Here is a 17,161-nt window from a genome sequence, read left to right as displayed (position 1 = left end):
GTCCTTTGTCTTTTATCCATAATTGTAAAACATGAATAAAAGCATCTGGAAAAATATTGCAGGCTTATCATTAGCTCTTATTTTAGCAATGCCTGCCCAGGCACAGGTGCAGGATAAGGGCACCACTTACAACAATGGCAAGGTACTTCTACAGCAGCAGCGCTATGATCTGGCTATGCAAGAGCTGTTACCACTTACTTCAGCAGGATCAGATAACCCATATGCGGCAGAGGCCACTTATTTTTATGCCCTTGCAGCACTAAAGGCTAACAAGACTGCAGAAGCTTACCAGATGTTGCTACAGCTGCAGAACCAGCATCCGCGTTGGGAAAATATGCCTGACGCCGACTACCTGTTTGCAAACGTGCTGTTTGAGCAAGGTGAGTTCGAGCGTGCCCTTAGTAAACTGCAAGAGCTGAATGGATCTGCTTTGGCAGCCGATGCTGAAGGCTTGAAGCGCTATTACCTAAACAACCTGAACAACAAAGAAACCTTTGCTCAGCTACAGCAGCGCTTTAGCAATGACAAAATTGTAGCCCAGGTTTATGCTGACAAGCTGATTGGAGGTTGGTATAAGCCGCAGGACAGGCAAACACTGGAACGCATTGTTTCTCGTTTCAACCTAGACCGTAACCGCTATTTAAACCCTTCTCGCCTGCAGCAGCAAAGCATGAATGTAGCTGTGCTCCTACCCTTTCAGTTAAACCAAGACTTACAGCAGACTGCCCGTAAAAACCAGTTTGTCACTGACTTATACGCAGGCATGAAACTGGCAAAAGATTCGCTGGAACAGCAAGGTATTAACCTCAAGCTTTTTGCTTATGACACCAACGCTGACACCCTTAGCTTGAAGCGCACTCTAGCTCTTCCTGAGATGAAGCAGATGGACCTGATCATTGGCCCCATCTATAAAACATCAGCACGGGTAGCGGCTAGGTTTGCAAAAGAAAATAACATCAACATTATTAATCCGCTGTCGCAGGACCTGGAAATGGCCCAGGGCTACAATAATGTTTTTCTGTTCGAATCTTCAGTTGCCACCCAGGCACGCCAAGCTGCTCGTTATGCTTATCAGACATTCAGCCCCAAAACAGCTTCTATACTTTACGAAGGAACCAAAGAAGACACAACCTTTGCCGGCCACTATCGCAGAGAGTTTATAAAGTTGGGCGGTAAGGTTAAAACCTTTAAGAAGATAAACTCAACAGAAAATACAGCAACTGCTACAGTATTTAGAAGTTTGCAACTGGAAGAGGTAGGCCATATGGCTGTTTTTTCAGATCAAATGACGGCGGCAGTAAACGCTACTAGCTTGCTGCAAGGTATGTCTTCCAAATTACCACTTATCACCTATGATAAATGGCTGAACATAAACCAGATTTCCTTACAGCAGCTGGATAACCTGGAGATATACTTTATCAATCCTAAATATGTAAACAGGTTAAGCCCGAATGTGACTTGGTTCCGAAAGCAGTATACAAGAAATTATAACCTGCCTCCTTCCGTTTATGCCTATGCAGGCTTCGAGATGCTGTACTACTTTGGTACCTTGCTACAGAAATACGGTCCGCAGTTTCATACTTCTTTTGTTCAGACAGGAATTAGACCTGGCGTCTTTTACCAGGGAATTGGCTATACAAACCCTTTCAAGCTTAGCGAAATCAGCAGCGACAACCAATACGTACCTATTACTAAACTTGAAAATCTGCAGTTAACGGTGGTAAACCCACTATTCTAATAAAATTACAACGATACACATGACTATGATTAAAGCACCAGTAAGCAACGAACTATTCGAAAGGGCACAGCACACAATACCTGGCGGCGTAAACTCTCCTGTTCGCGCCTTTAGAGCCGTTGGCGGTAATCCTCGCTTTATGGTTTCGGCTAAAGGCCCTTACCTGTACGATGAAGATGGCAACCGCTACATGGAATTTATAAATTCTTGGGGACCAATGATTTTAGGCCACGCCAATGAAGTAGTACAAGAGGCTATTCAGGCTGCTGTTCCAAAGTCACTTTCTTTTGGAGCACCTACTCGCAAAGAAGTTGAAATTGCCGAGCTAATCGTTAGCATGGTGCCAAGCATAGAAAAAGTTCGCATGGTGAACTCAGGGACTGAAGCCACCATGTCTGCTATTCGGGTAGCCAGAGGCTATACTGGTCGCAATAAAATTATTAAGTTTGAAGGATGCTACCACGGGCATGGCGACTCTTTTCTCATTGCTGCAGGAAGCGGCGCTATTACCTTGGGAGTACCCGATAGCCCAGGCGTAACAGAAGGAGTTGCAGCCGATACACTTACCGCTCCCTATAACAACCTAGAGGCGGTAATGCAGCTTGTAGAGGCAAATAAAGAAAAAGTAGCAGCCATTATTTTAGAGCCTGTAGCAGGTAACATGGGGCTTGTTCTTCCGCAAGATGGTTTTCTGCAAGGACTCCGCAATCTATGCGATCAGGAAGGCATTGTGCTGATATTTGATGAAGTAATGACAGGCTTTAGGTTAGCGCCAGGTGGTGTACAGCAACTGTTTGGCGTAACCCCTGATATGACAACCTTAGGTAAGATTATAGGTGGCGGTATGCCGGTGGGTGCTTACGGTGGCAAGAAAGAGATAATGGATTTTGTGGCACCAGCAGGCCCTGTGTATCAAGCAGGAACGCTTTCTGGCAATCCTATAGCCATGGCAGCAGGTATGGCCATGCTAAACTACCTGAACGATCATAAAGAGGTGTACCAGCAACTGGAAGAGAGAACCTCCTCTATCGTAGCAGGTATTCGCAAAAACCTACAAGATTTGGGTTTGAATTGTACCATCAATCACGTTGGCTCTATGTTTAGCCTTTTCTTTACCGATCAGCCTGTGGTAGATTTTGAAAGTGCTAAGACTTCAGACACTGCTTTGTTTGGTCGTTACTTTAACAGTATGTTGCAACGAGGAATTTATTTGGCTCCTTCTCAGTATGAAGCCCTTTTTGTATCAACAGCCATCACAGAAGAACTCGCACAGCAGTTTGTTCAGACAAACCTGGAAGCACTGAAAGAAGCAGTAAATTAAAAACTACCAGTCAATATACCTGAAAAGCGAGCGGCAGGCCTGTAAAAGGTGCTGCCGCTCGCTTTTTATACTTGGCACATATCTGCTTATTTCCTTACTTTTACAACTCGCTTTTAGCACACCATCATGATACTGACAGATAAACAGATTTTAGCAGAAATAGAAAAAGGTACCATACTCGTTGAGCCATTTAACCGTGAATGCCTGGGCACAAATTCTTATGATGTGCACTTGGGCCGCTACCTGGCTACTTATAAAGATGAAGTACTGGATGCCCGCAAGCATAATGAGATAGAGGTGTTCGAAATTCCTGAGGAAGGCATTGTGCTTACACCAGATACACTTTATCTGGGAGTTACGCTGGAGTACACAGAAACGCATGCGCACGTACCTTTTCTGGAGGGAAAATCGAGTGTTGGGCGCTTAGGCATAGACATTCATGCCACTGCAGGTAAAGGCGATGTTGGCTTTTGCAACACCTGGACATTAGAGATATCGGTAACACAACCTGTGCGTGTGTATCATGGCATGCCAATTGGACAATTGATTTATTTCGAAGTGAAAGGCGGCATAGAGAACTACTACAACACCAAAACAAACGCAAAATACAATCACCGCACCATCACACCTGTAGAGTCGATGATGTGGATGAACGAGTGGTAGAAGACAGTAGCAAAAACTTAAAAAAAGCCGATTTTAGCTCTAAAATCGGCTTTTTTGGCATAGTATGTGTACTATATATTGTGTAAATGATTAGTCAGAAATGTCTGTTTGACTGGAATTATTTAACACTGCCATCAGTTTTATATAAGAACAGTAAACATTTCTGAGAACCACTAAAAACTATAGAAAGGAAATACTATGAAGAAGCTACTGATAATAACTTGCATGATGTTCGGTTTTATATTCGCAACTGCAGCGCAAGATACTCCACTAACAGCAGAAAAAAGAGCTGCTAACTTAACAGATCAGATGATTACAGAACTTCGTCTAAATAACTTCCAATCAAAAGAGGTAAGAGCTATCAATTTAGACAAAGTTGCTAAAATGATGGCCATCGAAAAAAAATACGCTGGCAATCAGGCCAAGATAGATGAACTATGCAAAATGGTTTGTAACGAGCGCGATTTTCAGCTAGAAAAGGTATTGAGCACTGTGCAGTATAGCAACTATTACGAGGTGCGTACAGACTATAATAAATCTGATCGTACTTTTGTAGCACAAGCCACAGCCTTGCAAGCTGGCAAAGATATAACAGCCAATCAAACTGTAAGCGCTGAAGGCGCTACAGCGAGCATCAATTAATCATCAGCAGTTTCCCTATAAAAGCGAAAGCCACCTTATGTAGGTGGCTTTCGCTTTTATAGGGAAGTAAGTAATATCTAGCCGTTCTTCTTATTGTCTTCCTCTACATGCTTCATCAGTTCTTCGCAAAGGCTTCTGATCTTTTGTGCCATCACCGTATCACTTGTAGCAGTGGCGATACTCTGTGCCATGGCTCCCATCGTGTCGATGTAAAAGTATTTCATTTCTTCTACAGGCATATCCTTTGTCCAAAGGTCAATCTTCATTGTACCAGCTTCATCTCTGTCCCATAAGGCGATATTGATGGCTTTGGCAAAATGAATCTTCTCTCCTGCATCTGTGGCACGCCAGCTGATTGCTTCTGGCACTCTGTTATCATCAAGTGCAATGCTGAAATATATTTCTGACTTCTTCATTTTATCAAATTTAGAACTTTCTACTATAGGTATCTCGTAATATGCTTTATTATCTATATAAGTACAAAGTTACGCGATGCGCTACGGAATAAAAACACTATTGATTCTTTTTACCCTTATTACCCTTGCAGGATGTGCCAGAGTAGGTTTAAAATCTAACAAAGAACGCATACAAACAATAGCTTTCTATAATGTAGAGAGGCTATTTGATACTGCAAATGACACTGCTACAGACGATGATGTCTTTACTCCTACTGGTTACCTGAAGTGGGACGAGCAACGCTATCAGCAAAAAGTTAAAAACCTTGCCGCTGTTATAAAATCCATAGGTGGAGAAAATGGTCCAGCTATTATAGGTTTATGTGAGATAGAAAATAAAGAAGTATTAAACGACCTTGTACATACTGAGGCACTTGAGAAAAGCAACTATGCTATCATACATTATGACATGCCAGATGAACAAGGTCTAGATGTAGCTTTTCTATATAAGCCAAAGGTTTTCAGCCCTATAACGAACCAAAGTATAAGTATCCCTTTTGAAGACAAAAACTTTAAAACTAGAGGCATATTGTTGGTTAAAGGAAAATTACTAGGAGAAGATGTAACGCTTTATGTGAATCATTGGCCTCCTCGCAGCAGAGCCACTAAGGGTAGCAGAGAAGATGACAGCAGGTTAAAAGAAGCAGCTGCAACTTTGCGCAAACTTATAGAACAGCAGCAGGAACTGAACCCAAGTGCAAACATTATATTAATGGGAGATTTTGACGCTGAACCGAAATCAGAAGTAATGGAAAATATTCTGAAAGCTTCTGGTAGACCCAACCCCGTTTTTAATGAAGAGCTTTTCAACCCTTTTTACATGCACTTTATTGATGGCAAAGGCAGCTACTTTAACCGAGCAGATTTTCAGATGATTGACCAGATTATCGTTTCTAAATCTTTGTTAACGGGCAAAGGTTTAGAGCTAGTAAGAGGATCAGCCACCATACACAGACCTGACTTTGCTACCATTCGATTTGGAAGGTACCGAAACACCCCTCGCAAGACTTACACAGGCACCACCTATCTGGGAGGCTACAGCGACCATTTCCCAGTGTATATACAGGTGAAAACAGTTAAGAAATAAAAAAACAATCAAAGCCTCACCATAAACAAGAAAGGCGACCTGTACAGGTCGCCTTTCTTGTTTATGGTAGAATATACTTATACGTAGTTATTAAGCATAACTGGCATTACCAGCATCAATACGTTTTCGTTGTCTTCGTTCACAATCGGCATAAGCAAACCAGCTCTGTTAGGAGTAGAAAGCTCAAACGTTATCTCGTCAGAATCGATATTGTTCAACATCTCGATCAGGAACTTTGCGTTGAAGCCAATCTCCATATCTTCCCCTTCATACTGGCAAGTAAGGCGCTCATTTGCTTCGTTAGAGAAATCTAAGTCCTCGGCAGAAACCTGCAGCTCAGAACCAGATAGCTTTAAGCGAATCTGATGCGTTGTTTTATTTGAATAGATAGATATACGACGCACAGAGCTCAATAAGGCAGCACGTTCTATTACCAGTTTGTTAGGGTTTTGTGCAGGTATAACATTTTCGTAGTCAGGATAGCGCTCGTCAATCAAGCGGCAAATCATACGAATGTTATCGAAGCTAAAGAAAGCGTTAGATTGGTTAAACTCCACTCTTACAGCTGTAGCTTCTGTTGGCAACGTAGACTTCAGCAGCGTGAAAGCCTTGCGAGGTATAATGAGAGATGCCTCTTGGTTTGTAACGATGTCGGAACGACGGAAGCGCAGCAAACGGTGACCGTCTGTAGCTACAAACGTAACGTTATCAGAACGCAACTGCACAAAAATACCCGTCATGGCAGGACGAAGTTCGTCGTTGCTAACCGCGAATATGGTTTTGTTGATAGCTCTTGACAGCACATTAGAAGGTATCTCGATTGCGTCTCCTCCTTTTACTACAGGAACACGCGGGAAATCGGTAGCATTCTCACCAGACAGCTTATAACGGCCATTGGCAGAACTGATTTCTATGGTATATGTCTCTTCGTCTATCGTGAAAGTAACTGGCTGATCTGGAAGGTTCTTCAGAGTTTCCAAAAGGATTTTAGCTGGAGCGGCTATGCGGCCATTCTCTCTCGCTTCTACCTGCAGCTCTGTAATCATAGAAGTTTCTAAGTCACTGGCTGTGATGGTAAGCGTGCTGTCGTTAATTTCGAAGAGGAAGTTTTCCAGTATTGGCACCACAGGATTGTTGGTTACCACGCCGTTGATGCTAGATAGCTGCTTTAAAAGTGCAGAAGAAGAGACGATAAATTTCATTACGTAGACCTATAATGTTATAAAAGCAAAGTTAGAAATAAATTGCGTTTCTCCTATCCTTTCAACAGGCCCTTTTTCGGCTTTTGAAGGGAAATTTCATTGTTTTGAAGAAAATAACCTGGTTAGCAACAATGTTTACATAGTTAAAAGACCAAGTCCTGAAAGAATCAAGATTTAAAACCTCTCATACTTACGCTTGCGCATATAGTACCTGGCTACACCAAACAAACCTAGCAGCACAATAGGCGCAACAAGGTTCAGGAGTTGCCAGTACGTTTTCTCTTCCTTCACCAGTACTCGGTCCAGCGGGCGCAACTGAATTTCTTTGCTCCGCACGTTTATAAGTCCTTCTGAGTCTAAAAGATAATGAACAGTATTCATCACCAATTCTCTGTTAGCAAATGTTATGTTGTTATAACGGTCGTAGCCCAACTCATACGGCTGGTTAGTGCGAGGATTTACATCGTTACGCACTAGGTCACCATCTGAGAAAACAGCAATTTTGGAAGGCACTCCCTCCTCTTTCACCTGCGTATCCTGCACGCCCTGCGGCGCCATGCGGTTTCTGAATAACGACGTAAACTTACCCTCTAGCAAATATCCTACAGGCTGCGGACCATCTATAAACACCTCTGCTCCAACGTTTAATCGCGATTCTTCTAAAGTAATAGGTACAGGCGCTTGCATCACTCTGCTATAGTTAGAAGTATAAACCAGTGGTGTCTTATTTATACCTTCAGCTTTCACGGTATCGATAGTACCAATGAATTTTGCATAAACAGCATCCAGGTTACGTGATATAGGATGCTTGCTAAAATTGTTCAGCACTGGGTAAAAGCGCCAGCTAACCATTTCTGTCTGTGGGCGATCTCCCATATAACCCGTTACAATAGGTATAAAACCAGCGTTCATATCTACCACCATGGTTGGGTTAAGGCGTAGTCCGTAACGGAACAGCAAGTCCTCCAGGTTCAGGTTGTAAGGCAAAGCAAATGTTCCACCTGTAGCTACACTGTCCATATTGGTGTTCAGCGCATCCACAAAGAAAACAGCTTTACCGCCGTTCATGATAAACTGATCAATTTTATACTTGTCTGCTTCAGAAAATGCGGAAGTTGGTTTGGCTACTACAATCAAATCAAGTCCTTGTAAGGTTGGAATTTGATCTAAATCGCCGCGTGCCACCCTATAAAACTCCTGCAAAGAACCTATCAGATCGGCCGCCTGGTTTAAATCTAACTCACCTTGGCCTGTAATGTAGCCGATCATTTTATTTCCCTGGAAAGCTACTTTACGAATAGCAGTAGCCAGTTCATACTCCACCCCTTCCACCGACTGATTTAAACGCTCATCAGCTGATGCAGCCAAATTGCCTTTTAAGAATGTAACACCAGTTTCTTTGCCTTTATGACGTATGACAGCACCTGGAAAAACCAGTCGCTCAACTCGCTTGCCGTCTTCGGTAGCATTTAGGTTTGTTGGAATAACTCCTTTCTGAGCTAAAGAGGTTATAAATTCATTTCGCGCTGCCTCATCCGAAATATCCATCGGGTTAATAAAATTGTAGCGCAGGTTACCATCGGCATAAACCCTGAACTCTTCCAATGTCTCGCGTACAGACTGCTGTAGTCGCTCAAAGCCACCAGGAAAATCTCCTTCTAAGTACACGTCTACCACCACTTCGTCTTGCAAACTACCTAGCATTTGCTTTGTCACAGGCGCAATGGTATAACGCTTATCCTCGGTTAAATCGAGGCGGAAAAAGAAATTAGCAGCAAAGACATTGAGTACAACAATGCCAACTATCCAAGCCAGAAATCTTAAGATGTCGCTGTTGCGCTTGCTCTTATTCTGCTGTGTTTGTTCAGTTACCATTTTCTACTCCTCAAAACTAATTTTGTAGCAAGCACCATAATGGCAATAACACTTATAAAATAAAGCACGTCCCTAGAATCTACAAGGCCTTTACTAATAGCGGTGTAATGATAAGCTATACCTAACTGACTGATAAAGTAGCTGTGCTTGCCCCACAAGGGTATGGAAGCAATGGATTCAAAACCAGTGTAAACGATAAAGCACAAGAAAACAGCAATTACAAATGAGATGATCTGGTTATTGGAAATGGAGGAGGCAAACACTCCTATCGCACAAAAAACTCCCGATAGAAAGATCAGACCAAGATAAGAGCCCACTACGGCAGCGGAGTCTATGTTTCCCTGCGGGCTGCCCAATTCATAAACAGAATAATAGTAGAGCAGCGTAGGCAGCAATGCGAATAGTGCCAGCAGCAAAGCAGCAAAGTACTTCCCCAGAATAAGCTGCAAGTCCGTAATAGGTTTTGTAAGCAGCAGTTCTATTGTTCCCTCCCGCTTTTCCTCGGCAAAAGTGCGCATGGTAATAGCAGGTATCAGAAACAGGAAAACCCAAGGAGCCATGTTGAAGAGCGTCTGCAGGTCGGCATAGCCATACTCCAGCACACTACTCTCTGGGAAAACCCACATAAACATGCCAATAGCCACCAGAAAAACTGTGATCACGATGTAAGCGATCAGCGAGTTAAGGAAGCCGTTAAATTCTTTTTTTAAAATGGAAAGCATCTTATTTTAATTACGTATTACGAATTACGAATTACGAGACTTGCTTTTAGTATAAACCTATACTTTCAAAGCTACCCTTATTCATAATTCATAATTTCTAATTCATAACTACTTTGTAAGCTGTTGGAATATCTTTTCGAGTGAATTTTCTTCTTGCCTGAGCCCAACCAGCGGCCAGTTATGTTCAGCAGCAATTCTGAAAACAGCGGCGCGTATATCAGCATCACGGTCTGATGTAACACGGTAGGTGTTTCCCTGCGCCAAATCTACCTGCAGCACGCCTGGTATGTTTTGTAATAACTCCTGCGCAACTGGCTGCTCAAACTCCACCAGCGTTACTTTGCCAGTGCGGTTACCTGCCTGCAGACTTGCTACATCGCTATTGGCTACTAACTTGCCTCGGTTTATGATCACCACACGGTCGCAGATGGCTGAAACCTCCTGCATGATGTGGGTAGAGAAAATAACAGTTTTGTTTTGGCCCACGCGCTTGATGAGGGAACGGATCTCAACGATCTGGTTTGGGTCCAAGCCAGTGGTGGGCTCATCTAAAATAAGCACCTGCGGATCGTGTACGAGCGCCTGTGCCAACCCTACCCTTTGCCTGTAACCCTTCGATAAAGCCCCTATCTTTTTGCTTTGCTCTCTTGTTAAACCGCAGAGGTCCACCATCTCCTTTACCCTTTCCGCACCTTTGCGGCCTTTTATGCCATACACAGAGGCTACAAACTGTAGGTATTCGTGCACATACATATCGAGGTAAAGTGGGTTGTGCTCTGGCAAATAGCCAACACTACGGCGCACGGCTATAGGGTCTTGCACCACATCGTAGCCATTTACCGTTATCGTTCCCGCACTTGGTGGCAGGTAGCAAGTGGCTATTTTCATGGTAGTGGATTTGCCAGCACCATTAGGACCCAGAAAGCCCACAATTTCCCCTTGCCCAGCCGTAAAGCTTATAGCATCTACAGCACGCTGGGAGCCAAATATTTTAGTTAAGTTTCTTACTTCGACAGACAATTTTAAAAAAATATCGATGAATAAACACTGAAGCTCATCTCTGTACTTTATACTTCTGGACTACAGAAAACTAGCGCTGCTATCATACAAAAGCTTTAGCGCCTTTTTCTCTTCATCCTAATCTGCAAAGCTACAAAAGCCATACCATTCTTCACTATTTCTGTATTTTTCCTTTAGGCATGAGCGGCCTTACTTCTATATCTACATGATGGTAATTAGGGTGAGACTCAAGCGCATGCAGAATAGTGGAGGCAATGTCTTCGGGGCGCATCATGTTGGGGCTTGCAGGTGAGTTCTCCATGTTATCGAAGAAGTTGGTTTGCACGGAGCCAGGGTAAATACAGGTAACTTTTATGCCATAATCACGCACCTCCATATATAGCGACTGCGAAATGCCCCGTACCGCATGTTTTGTAGCTGCATAACCAGACATACCCTTCACGCCAGTATTACCTGCTATAGAAGATATGTTAATGACATGACCTTCCTCCTGCTCCTTCATGCCAGGTAAAACCAAGCGGGTACAGTAAAAAAGTCCATGCACATTTGTATCGAACATTTTATGCCAGTCTTCTAGCTTTTGGTCTTCCAGATTGGCAGGTATACCCAAGCCAGCATTGTTAACTAAAATGGAAACTGTTCCGTTTAGTTGCTGCACCGTTTGATCAAAAGCTTGCTGCACTGCCTCGGGCTGCCGCACATCGCAGGAAAAAAAGTAAAAGTTTTCGTGCTCAATTTCTGGTGCCGTTCTGCCCCAACCTGCCACTCTTACCCCTTTCTCCAAAAGTGCTTCTACGGTGGCCAAGCCAATGCCATGGCTTACCCCTGTTACAACGGCAATTTTACCTTCTAATTTCATAGTATATTTTGTATCAATTATTTAAGAAATGTACTTCAATCAATCCCTCAACTGTTTAAATCTCTAACTCTTCAACTCCTAAACATTATAGGTCACCTAACTGTGGCCTGATTAGCAGTTCTTCTACCACACTGTTTGCAGACATGGTATAAGCCCCATAAATTGCCATCGCCACATCCTCCGATTTGATAAAGCGCTCAGGGGGCAGGTCTACACCTTCCCAACTAGCCGTAAGCGTAGCACCTGGTAGTATAGCAGTTACACGCACATTGTGCTCCTTCAGTTCTTCGCGCAGCACTTTGGTCATTCCATATAGCGCAAATTTAGAAATACAATAAGAGCCACCATTTGTGTAGGCAGTAATGCTGGCAGTAGAACACATATTAAAGATATGTCCTGATCGGCTTTCGATCATTTGCGGCACCAATGCTTTTGAAAGGTAATAAGCGCTGTAAAGGTTTGTGTTGATCATGAATGGCAGAGCCTCGTCGTCTTCCTCGGTTATTTTGCCAGGAATAAAGAGGCCGCTGTTGTTTACCAAAACATCAACTTTTACATCAAGCCCATGTACATAATCTACAAAACTCTGAAGTGATTTTTTTTCGCTCAGGTCTGCCTCCTGGTAAAAAACTTTAGAGAAAGTATACTTCTGCTCTATCTCCAGCTTTAACTTTTGCAGGTCCTTTTCGTTTCGTGAACAGGTAATGATGTGAAAGCCTTCTTTCGAAAACTGTTCAATTACAGCTTTACCAATACCCTTTGTTCCGCCTGTCACTAGTATGTATCGTTGCATAAATATGTATGACTTTATATGTTTTGCAATTATAACCGTAAGATAGGTATTATTAAGTATTTTTGTTTTAAAACACCTTTTAACCAAAGTTCTTAAAGCTTATATAGCTCATTATGCTGCAGCATTTCGGAAAATATCTTCTTTTTCTAAAAAGCCTTTTTGCAAGGGGAGAATCGTCAAATATCATTTTCAAGAGAACTATTGACGAAGCGATTCTGATTGGAGTAAATTCCATCGTGATCGTAGCAATTGTCTCCACTTTTATTGGTGCCGTAACCTGTGTGCAGGTAGCTTACAACCTGGACAACGCCTTTATTCCACGTTCCACTATCGGGTTTATGGTGCGTGAAATGACCTTGTTAGAGCTCGCCCCTACCATTACTTCCATCGTTTTGGCAGGTAAAGTAGGCTCCAGCATAGCAGGTGGCTTAGGCACTATGCAAATTACGGAACAGGTAGACGCACTGGAGGTGATGGGTATCAACTCTGCATCTTACCTGGTGCTCCCTAAAATTTTAGCTTCCCTGCTGGTTTTTCCGATGCTGGTTATACTAGCTATGTTTCTTTCCATAGCAGGTGGCTACGTAGCAGGCACACTTTCTGGTGAACTGACAGCTCAAGAATATACATCCGGAATAAGAGGAGATTTTATTCCTTACAACATCGTGTTTGCGCTTATCAAATCGGTGGTATTCGCATTTTTGATTTCCTCCATCGCCTCCTTTAGAGGATACAACACATCTGGTGGAGCTTTAGAAGTAGGTGCAGCCAGTACAACAGCCGTTACAAACAGTGTGATCGCCGTATTGATAGCAGACTTTATTTGTGCCCAGTTGCTGCTCTAAGAATATTGTTTAGGTAACAGTTTTATATTCAAAGAAGGATTAATTTTGGCGGCTGGCAAAGGTTAAACGAAAGGTTAAATGATTGAAATACATAACATACATAAGTCCTTTAATGGCAAGACGATTTTAGATGGCATTAGCGGCGTTTTTGAAACGGGTAAAACTAACTTGTTATTAGGTGCCAGCGGTACAGGTAAAAGCGTACTTTTAAAGTGTATTGTGGGTCTTGTGAAACCTGATATTGGTAGTGTAACTTTCGACGGCACTTATTTCACGAATAATAAACTAGATATAAGGCAGGAAATCAGAAGAAAGATTGGAATGCTGTTCCAGGGCTCGGCACTATTCGACTCTATGACGGTGGAGCAAAACGTGGAATTCCCGTTAAAGATGCTCACCGACATGAATAAAAGTGAGCGAATGGACCGCGTAAACTTTTGTTTGCAACGGGTAGGTTTAGAAAATGCCAATAATAAAATGCCATCTGAAATTAGCGGAGGCATGAAAAAACGTGTTGGTATCGCCCGTGCTATTGCGCCTAACTGTACGTACCTTTTCTGCGACGAACCGAACTCTGGACTAGATCCGCAAACTGCCATCACCATAGATGAGCTAATTAAAGAAATAACCCATGAGTACAACATTACCACCATTATTGTAACGCATGACATGAACTCGGTGATAGAGATTGGCGACAAAATCTTTTTCCTCTACAAGGGCAAAAAGCTCTGGGAAGGCACTAACGACAATATCATGGATAACCAAATACCAGAACTTCAGGATTTTATATTTGCGAACAGACTGATGCGCGATGCTAAGAAAGTAGAAGATGAACGCGACAGGTAGGATTCTTATTGAAGCTAACCTGCCATAAAAGCAGAGGCCTCTTACAACACTAGTAAGAGGCCTCTGCTTTATAAAATTTAGTTGCTTATAATTCGTAAAGCATACCAGCTACAGTGGCGGTCATCATACAAGCTAAGGAAGCACCCAGTAAGGCTAAAAAGCCCAACTTAGACAGGTTGCCTTGTTGATTTGGTGCCATACTACCTATGCCTCCTATTTGTATGGCAATAGAGCTAAAGTTAGAAAAGCCGCAAAGAGCATATGTTGCCATCACCAAAGACTTAGGACTTAATGTTCCAGCAGCCTTCATGTTGGCCAGGTCCAGGTAAGCCACGAATTCATTTACGGCAGTTTTCTGGCCCAGCAAACTTCCTACTTGTAAGGTATCAACCCAAGGCACACCCATAACAAAAGCAAATACTCTAAAGATCTGGCCTAAGATATACTGGAACGAAAAGCCGTCAAACTGACCATTCGTGCTAGCTACAACAATTCCGTTCAATCCAGTTACACTTCCGAACTTAATGAGCATATAGTTTAACAAAGCTATAACAGCTATAAATGCTAGCAACATACCTCCTACGTTTGCAGCAAGCCTCAAACCATCTGCAGCACCACGAGACAAAGCATCTACTAAGTTTACACCTAATTGCTCCTCGTTTACCTCAAGCTCTGTATTTATCTTCTCTGGCTCAGTTTCTGGTACTAGCATCTTTGCCAACACAATACCTACAGGAGCATTCATGATGGAAGCTGTTAGCAAGTGCGCCGCAAACACTGCTTGTTGTGCAGGATCGTCGCCACCCAAAAATGCCACATAAGCAGCCAAAACACCACCAGCCAACGTAGCCATTCCCCCAGTCATCAGACACATAAGCTCTGACTTTGTCATGCGGGAAATAAAAGGCTTTACTAAAAGAGGTGCCTCTGTTTGGCCTAAAAATATGTTGCCAGCCGCTGATAAACTTTCTGAACCCGATAGCCGCATGCCTTTAGACATAATCCAGGCAATGCTGAAAACCAATTTTTGCAACACACCCAGGTAGTATAACCCAGCAGAAACAGTAGAGAAAAAGATAATTGTAGGCAGTACAGAAAAAGCGAAGATATAGCCTAACCCACCATTTTGCGCGGGATTTGCTAGGTTTCCGAAAAGAAACTCGGCACCTGCCTGAGAGAAACTAAGTAATTTAACAAATACCTTACTAACAAAAGCAAAAGCATCGGCAACAAAAGGAACTTGGGTAACCATTACCCCAAAAAAGATTTGCAAAAAGACACCGAAACCAACCAGTTTCCAGTCTATACGTTTTCTGTCTCTGGAGAAAAGGAAAGCAATAGCTAATAAGGCAATTAACCCTAAAAGCCCTCTAAGGATATCAAGCATACTTGGCAGGAAAATTTGTCAAAAGTAAGCCTTAAATCGAACAAAACAAAAAAGTCCTGCACCACCAGGATGCAGGACTTAGCGCGATGTATGTTATTACATCAGTTACGTTTGTTTATTTCGTCTCTAATTTTGGCAGCCCTTTCGTAATCTTCCTTTTCCAGAGCCTCGTTCAGCATTTTGTTCAGTTCATCTGTTGATGTCTGATTTAAAGGCTCTTTGGAACTCGAAGAAGTTGAACTGGTAGAGGAAGTGCTGCTTTTAACAGTCATTTCTTCGTTCTCGTCCTCATCTTCCAAGTCGCTTAGTATAATTCCTGCCTCAGATAAAACAGATTCAACAGTATAAATCGGAACTCCAAAACGTAAACCTATGGCAATGGCGTCTGAGGGACGGGCATCCAGTTCAAAATCTTTTGTGCCATCAGTACACATTATTTTAGAGTAAAACACCCCTTCCTTTAAGTCTGAAATAATAATTTCAGAAATACTAACATCCACTTGCTCAGCAAACGTCTTAAAAAGGTCGTGCGTGAGCGGGCGGTTTGGGTTTATTTTCTCTATCTGAATGGCAATAGACTGAGCCTCAAACATACCAATGATAATCGGTAGCCTTCTGTTTCCGTCTCTTTCTCCTAATACAAGGGCAAACGATCCTGTTTGCGATTGGCTGGAAGACAGGCCAAGTATCTCTAACTGAATTTTTTCCACAATATATCTTCTAAATCTATTTGTCTAAAGCTTTCGCAGCCTCGATTAATTTTGGAACCACTTCAAAAGCATCGCCTACTATACCATAATCGGCAGCTTTGAAGAACGGTGCTTCTGCATCCTTATTAATAACGACAATCACTTTAGAAGAGTTAACCCCCGCCAGGTGCTGTATAGCGCCAGATATACCAATTGCGATGTAAAGGTTAGGACTAACCGTTATTCCTGTTTGGCCCACGTGTTCGTGGTGAGGGCGCCAATCCATGTCAGCTACAGGCTTTGAACAGGCTGTGGCGGCTCCTAACTCTCTTGCCAGATCCTCAATCAGGTGCCAGTTTTCTGGTCCCTTCAAGCCACGACCACCAGAAACCACAATGGCAGCTTCTTGCAACAATACGCCACCGCCAGTTTCCTGCATCACAGTTTCCTTAGGGGCTGTGGTTAGGTCGGCATCCGTAACATCGGCAGATAAGTTTTCTACCGTAGCAGTTGTGCCTGCATTTTGGCTAACTTCGAAATTGTTTTTCTGTACCGCAATGATTTTCACATCAGAAGTTAACTCTACTTCAGCAAAAGCTTTACCAGAGAAAACACTACGGGTAACAGTAAAGGCACCATCCGTTTTAGGCAGCGTAGTTACGTTTGTGGCAAGCGACCCGTTTAACCTTACGGCCAACCTTGACCCTACAGCTGCACCTATGTTAGAGTGTGCAAACACAAGCACTTTAGCATTTTCCTGCTCTGCTGCCTTGGCAATAACTTTTACATAAGCCTCGGCTACAAACTTCTCCAGCTTTTCGTCGGCATCATACAACACTTTGCTGATCCCTTGTTCGCCAAGCTTCGCTAACGCATTCTGGCTGATATCGCCCATTGCTACAGCAGTAGCACTCGTTCCAAGGGTTTGCGCTACTTGGCTACCATAAGAGGCAGCCTCCAACGATGATTTTTTGATCTCTCCGTTAAGACCTTCTACAAATACTAATACAGACATAT

General features: G+C 42.9%; 17 protein-coding genes. 7 read left to right on the top strand and 10 right to left on the bottom strand.

Annotated features, from left to right (window positions below):
* Positions 1-31 precede the first annotated feature (31 nt).
* From LN893_RS10370 to LN893_RS10355, 4 genes are all read left to right on the top strand, one after another.
* Positions 32-1,738 carry an ABC transporter substrate-binding protein gene (locus LN893_RS10370; RefSeq protein WP_229969749.1) on the top strand — a complete coding sequence of 569 codons (1,707 nt, stop codon included), beginning with the start codon at positions 32-34 and terminating at the stop codon, positions 1,736-1,738.
* Positions 1,739-1,763: 25 nt separating this feature from the next.
* Positions 1,764-3,059 (top strand): glutamate-1-semialdehyde 2,1-aminomutase, encoded by a 1,296-nt coding sequence (gene hemL / locus LN893_RS10365; RefSeq protein ID WP_229969805.1) that lies wholly within the window; start codon positions 1,764-1,766, stop codon positions 3,057-3,059.
* Between the two features lie 126 nt (positions 3,060-3,185).
* Positions 3,186-3,722: a dCTP deaminase gene (dcd, locus tag LN893_RS10360; RefSeq protein ID WP_229969748.1), complete on the top strand. Its 537-nt coding sequence runs from the start codon at positions 3,186-3,188 to the stop codon at positions 3,720-3,722.
* A gap of 198 nt (positions 3,723-3,920) precedes the next feature.
* Positions 3,921-4,364: a DUF4890 domain-containing protein gene (locus tag LN893_RS10355; RefSeq protein ID WP_229969747.1), complete on the top strand. Its 444-nt coding sequence runs from the start codon at positions 3,921-3,923 to the stop codon at positions 4,362-4,364.
* Positions 4,365-4,441: 77 nt separating this feature from the next.
* On the opposite strand, the gene gldC is transcribed toward LN893_RS10355, so the two are convergent.
* Positions 4,442-4,780, bottom strand: coding sequence for a gliding motility protein GldC (gene gldC / locus LN893_RS10350; RefSeq protein WP_229969746.1), 339 nt, complete (start codon positions 4,778-4,780; stop codon positions 4,442-4,444).
* Between the two features lie 76 nt (positions 4,781-4,856).
* On the opposite strand from gldC, the gene LN893_RS10345 reads away from it, so the two are divergent.
* Positions 4,857-5,906: an endonuclease/exonuclease/phosphatase family protein gene (locus tag LN893_RS10345; protein WP_229969745.1), complete on the top strand. Its 1,050-nt coding sequence runs from the start codon at positions 4,857-4,859 to the stop codon at positions 5,904-5,906.
* A gap of 77 nt (positions 5,907-5,983) precedes the next feature.
* On the opposite strand, the gene dnaN is transcribed toward LN893_RS10345, so the two are convergent.
* The 6 genes from dnaN to LN893_RS10315 all read right to left on the bottom strand — a co-directional run bounded on the left by dnaN (position 5,984) and on the right by LN893_RS10315 (position 12,377).
* Positions 5,984-7,108, bottom strand: coding sequence for a DNA polymerase III subunit beta (dnaN, locus tag LN893_RS10340; protein WP_229969744.1), 1,125 nt, complete (start codon positions 7,106-7,108; stop codon positions 5,984-5,986).
* A 174-nt stretch (positions 7,109-7,282) separates the two neighbouring features.
* Positions 7,283-8,983, bottom strand: a complete 1,701-nt coding sequence (gene gldG, locus LN893_RS10335) for a gliding motility-associated ABC transporter substrate-binding protein GldG (protein ID WP_229969743.1) — start codon at positions 8,981-8,983, stop codon at positions 7,283-7,285.
* Positions 8,977-9,705, bottom strand: a complete 729-nt coding sequence (gene gldF / locus LN893_RS10330) for a gliding motility-associated ABC transporter permease subunit GldF (RefSeq protein ID WP_229969742.1) — start codon at positions 9,703-9,705, stop codon at positions 8,977-8,979. Before gldF ends, gldG begins: the two co-directional genes overlap by 7 nt.
* Before the next feature lie 108 nt (positions 9,706-9,813).
* Positions 9,814-10,725, bottom strand: coding sequence for a gliding motility-associated ABC transporter ATP-binding subunit GldA (gene gldA / locus LN893_RS10325; RefSeq protein WP_229969741.1), 912 nt, complete (start codon positions 10,723-10,725; stop codon positions 9,814-9,816).
* A gap of 154 nt (positions 10,726-10,879) precedes the next feature.
* Positions 10,880-11,584, bottom strand: a complete 705-nt coding sequence (locus LN893_RS10320; protein WP_229969740.1) for an SDR family oxidoreductase — start codon at positions 11,582-11,584, stop codon at positions 10,880-10,882.
* An 85-nt stretch (positions 11,585-11,669) separates the two neighbouring features.
* Positions 11,670-12,377 (bottom strand): SDR family oxidoreductase, encoded by a 708-nt coding sequence (locus tag LN893_RS10315; protein WP_229969739.1) that lies wholly within the window; start codon positions 12,375-12,377, stop codon positions 11,670-11,672.
* A gap of 113 nt (positions 12,378-12,490) precedes the next feature.
* On the opposite strand from LN893_RS10315, the gene LN893_RS10310 reads away from it, so the two are divergent.
* Positions 12,491-13,222 carry an MlaE family ABC transporter permease gene (locus LN893_RS10310; protein ID WP_229969738.1) on the top strand — a complete coding sequence of 244 codons (732 nt, stop codon included), beginning with the start codon at positions 12,491-12,493 and terminating at the stop codon, positions 13,220-13,222.
* Between the two features lie 78 nt (positions 13,223-13,300).
* Entirely contained in the window at positions 13,301-14,068 is a 768-nt protein-coding gene (locus LN893_RS10305) for an ABC transporter ATP-binding protein (RefSeq protein ID WP_229969737.1), read from the top strand.
* 85 nt (positions 14,069-14,153) lie between these two features.
* Here LN893_RS10305 and LN893_RS10300 read toward each other — a convergent pair whose 3' ends face one another.
* The 3 genes from LN893_RS10300 to LN893_RS10290 form a co-directional block, all read right to left on the bottom strand.
* The gene (locus tag LN893_RS10300; protein WP_229969736.1) at positions 14,154-15,455 is read right to left on the bottom strand and encodes a NupC/NupG family nucleoside CNT transporter; all 1,302 of its coding nucleotides are present in this window, start codon (positions 15,453-15,455) and stop codon (positions 14,154-14,156) included.
* Positions 15,456-15,556: 101 nt separating this feature from the next.
* Positions 15,557-16,165 (bottom strand): bifunctional nuclease family protein, encoded by a 609-nt coding sequence (locus LN893_RS10295; RefSeq protein WP_229969735.1) that lies wholly within the window; start codon positions 16,163-16,165, stop codon positions 15,557-15,559.
* A 16-nt stretch (positions 16,166-16,181) separates the two neighbouring features.
* Complete coding sequence (locus tag LN893_RS10290; RefSeq protein WP_229969734.1) at positions 16,182-17,159, bottom strand: electron transfer flavoprotein subunit alpha/FixB family protein; 978 nt, start codon at positions 17,157-17,159, stop codon at positions 16,182-16,184.
* Between the last annotated feature and the right edge of the window lie 2 nt (positions 17,160-17,161).

The organism is Pontibacter harenae (genome assembly GCF_020907245.1).
In the GTDB taxonomy this organism is placed as follows: Bacteria; Bacteroidota; Bacteroidia; order Cytophagales; family Hymenobacteraceae; genus Pontibacter; species Pontibacter harenae.
Note: the sequence above shows the minus strand (reverse complement) of the source record. Positions and strands in the feature narration are given on the sequence as shown.

Excerpts from the sequence above, each read along its gene's own strand:
- gldC (WP_229969746.1), bottom strand. The coding sequence starts at position 4,780 with ATGAAGAAGTCAGAAATATATTTCAGCATTGCACTTGATGATAACAGA.
- LN893_RS10300 (WP_229969736.1), bottom strand. The coding sequence starts at position 15,455 with ATGCTTGATATCCTTAGAGGGCTTTTAGGGTTAATTGCCTTATTAGCT.
- gldF (WP_229969742.1), bottom strand. The coding sequence starts at position 9,705 with ATGCTTTCCATTTTAAAAAAAGAATTTAACGGCTTCCTTAACTCGCTG.
- gldG (WP_229969743.1), bottom strand. The coding sequence starts at position 8,983 with ATGGTAACTGAACAAACACAGCAGAATAAGAGCAAGCGCAACAGCGAC.
- dnaN (WP_229969744.1), bottom strand. The coding sequence starts at position 7,108 with ATGAAATTTATCGTCTCTTCTTCTGCACTTTTAAAGCAGCTATCTAGC.
- LN893_RS10370 (WP_229969749.1), top strand. The coding sequence starts at position 32 with ATGAATAAAAGCATCTGGAAAAATATTGCAGGCTTATCATTAGCTCTT.
- LN893_RS10315 (WP_229969739.1), bottom strand. The coding sequence starts at position 12,377 with ATGCAACGATACATACTAGTGACAGGCGGAACAAAGGGTATTGGTAAA.
- dcd (WP_229969748.1), top strand. The coding sequence starts at position 3,186 with ATGATACTGACAGATAAACAGATTTTAGCAGAAATAGAAAAAGGTACC.
- LN893_RS10305 (WP_229969737.1), top strand. The coding sequence starts at position 13,301 with ATGATTGAAATACATAACATACATAAGTCCTTTAATGGCAAGACGATT.
- hemL (WP_229969805.1), top strand. The coding sequence starts at position 1,764 with ATGATTAAAGCACCAGTAAGCAACGAACTATTCGAAAGGGCACAGCAC.
- LN893_RS10355 (WP_229969747.1), top strand. The coding sequence starts at position 3,921 with ATGAAGAAGCTACTGATAATAACTTGCATGATGTTCGGTTTTATATTC.
- LN893_RS10345 (WP_229969745.1), top strand. The coding sequence starts at position 4,857 with ATGCGCTACGGAATAAAAACACTATTGATTCTTTTTACCCTTATTACC.
- LN893_RS10290 (WP_229969734.1), bottom strand. The coding sequence starts at position 17,159 with ATGTCTGTATTAGTATTTGTAGAAGGTCTTAACGGAGAGATCAAAAAA.
- LN893_RS10310 (WP_229969738.1), top strand. The coding sequence starts at position 12,491 with ATGCTGCAGCATTTCGGAAAATATCTTCTTTTTCTAAAAAGCCTTTTT.
- LN893_RS10320 (WP_229969740.1), bottom strand. The coding sequence starts at position 11,584 with ATGAAATTAGAAGGTAAAATTGCCGTTGTAACAGGGGTAAGCCATGGC.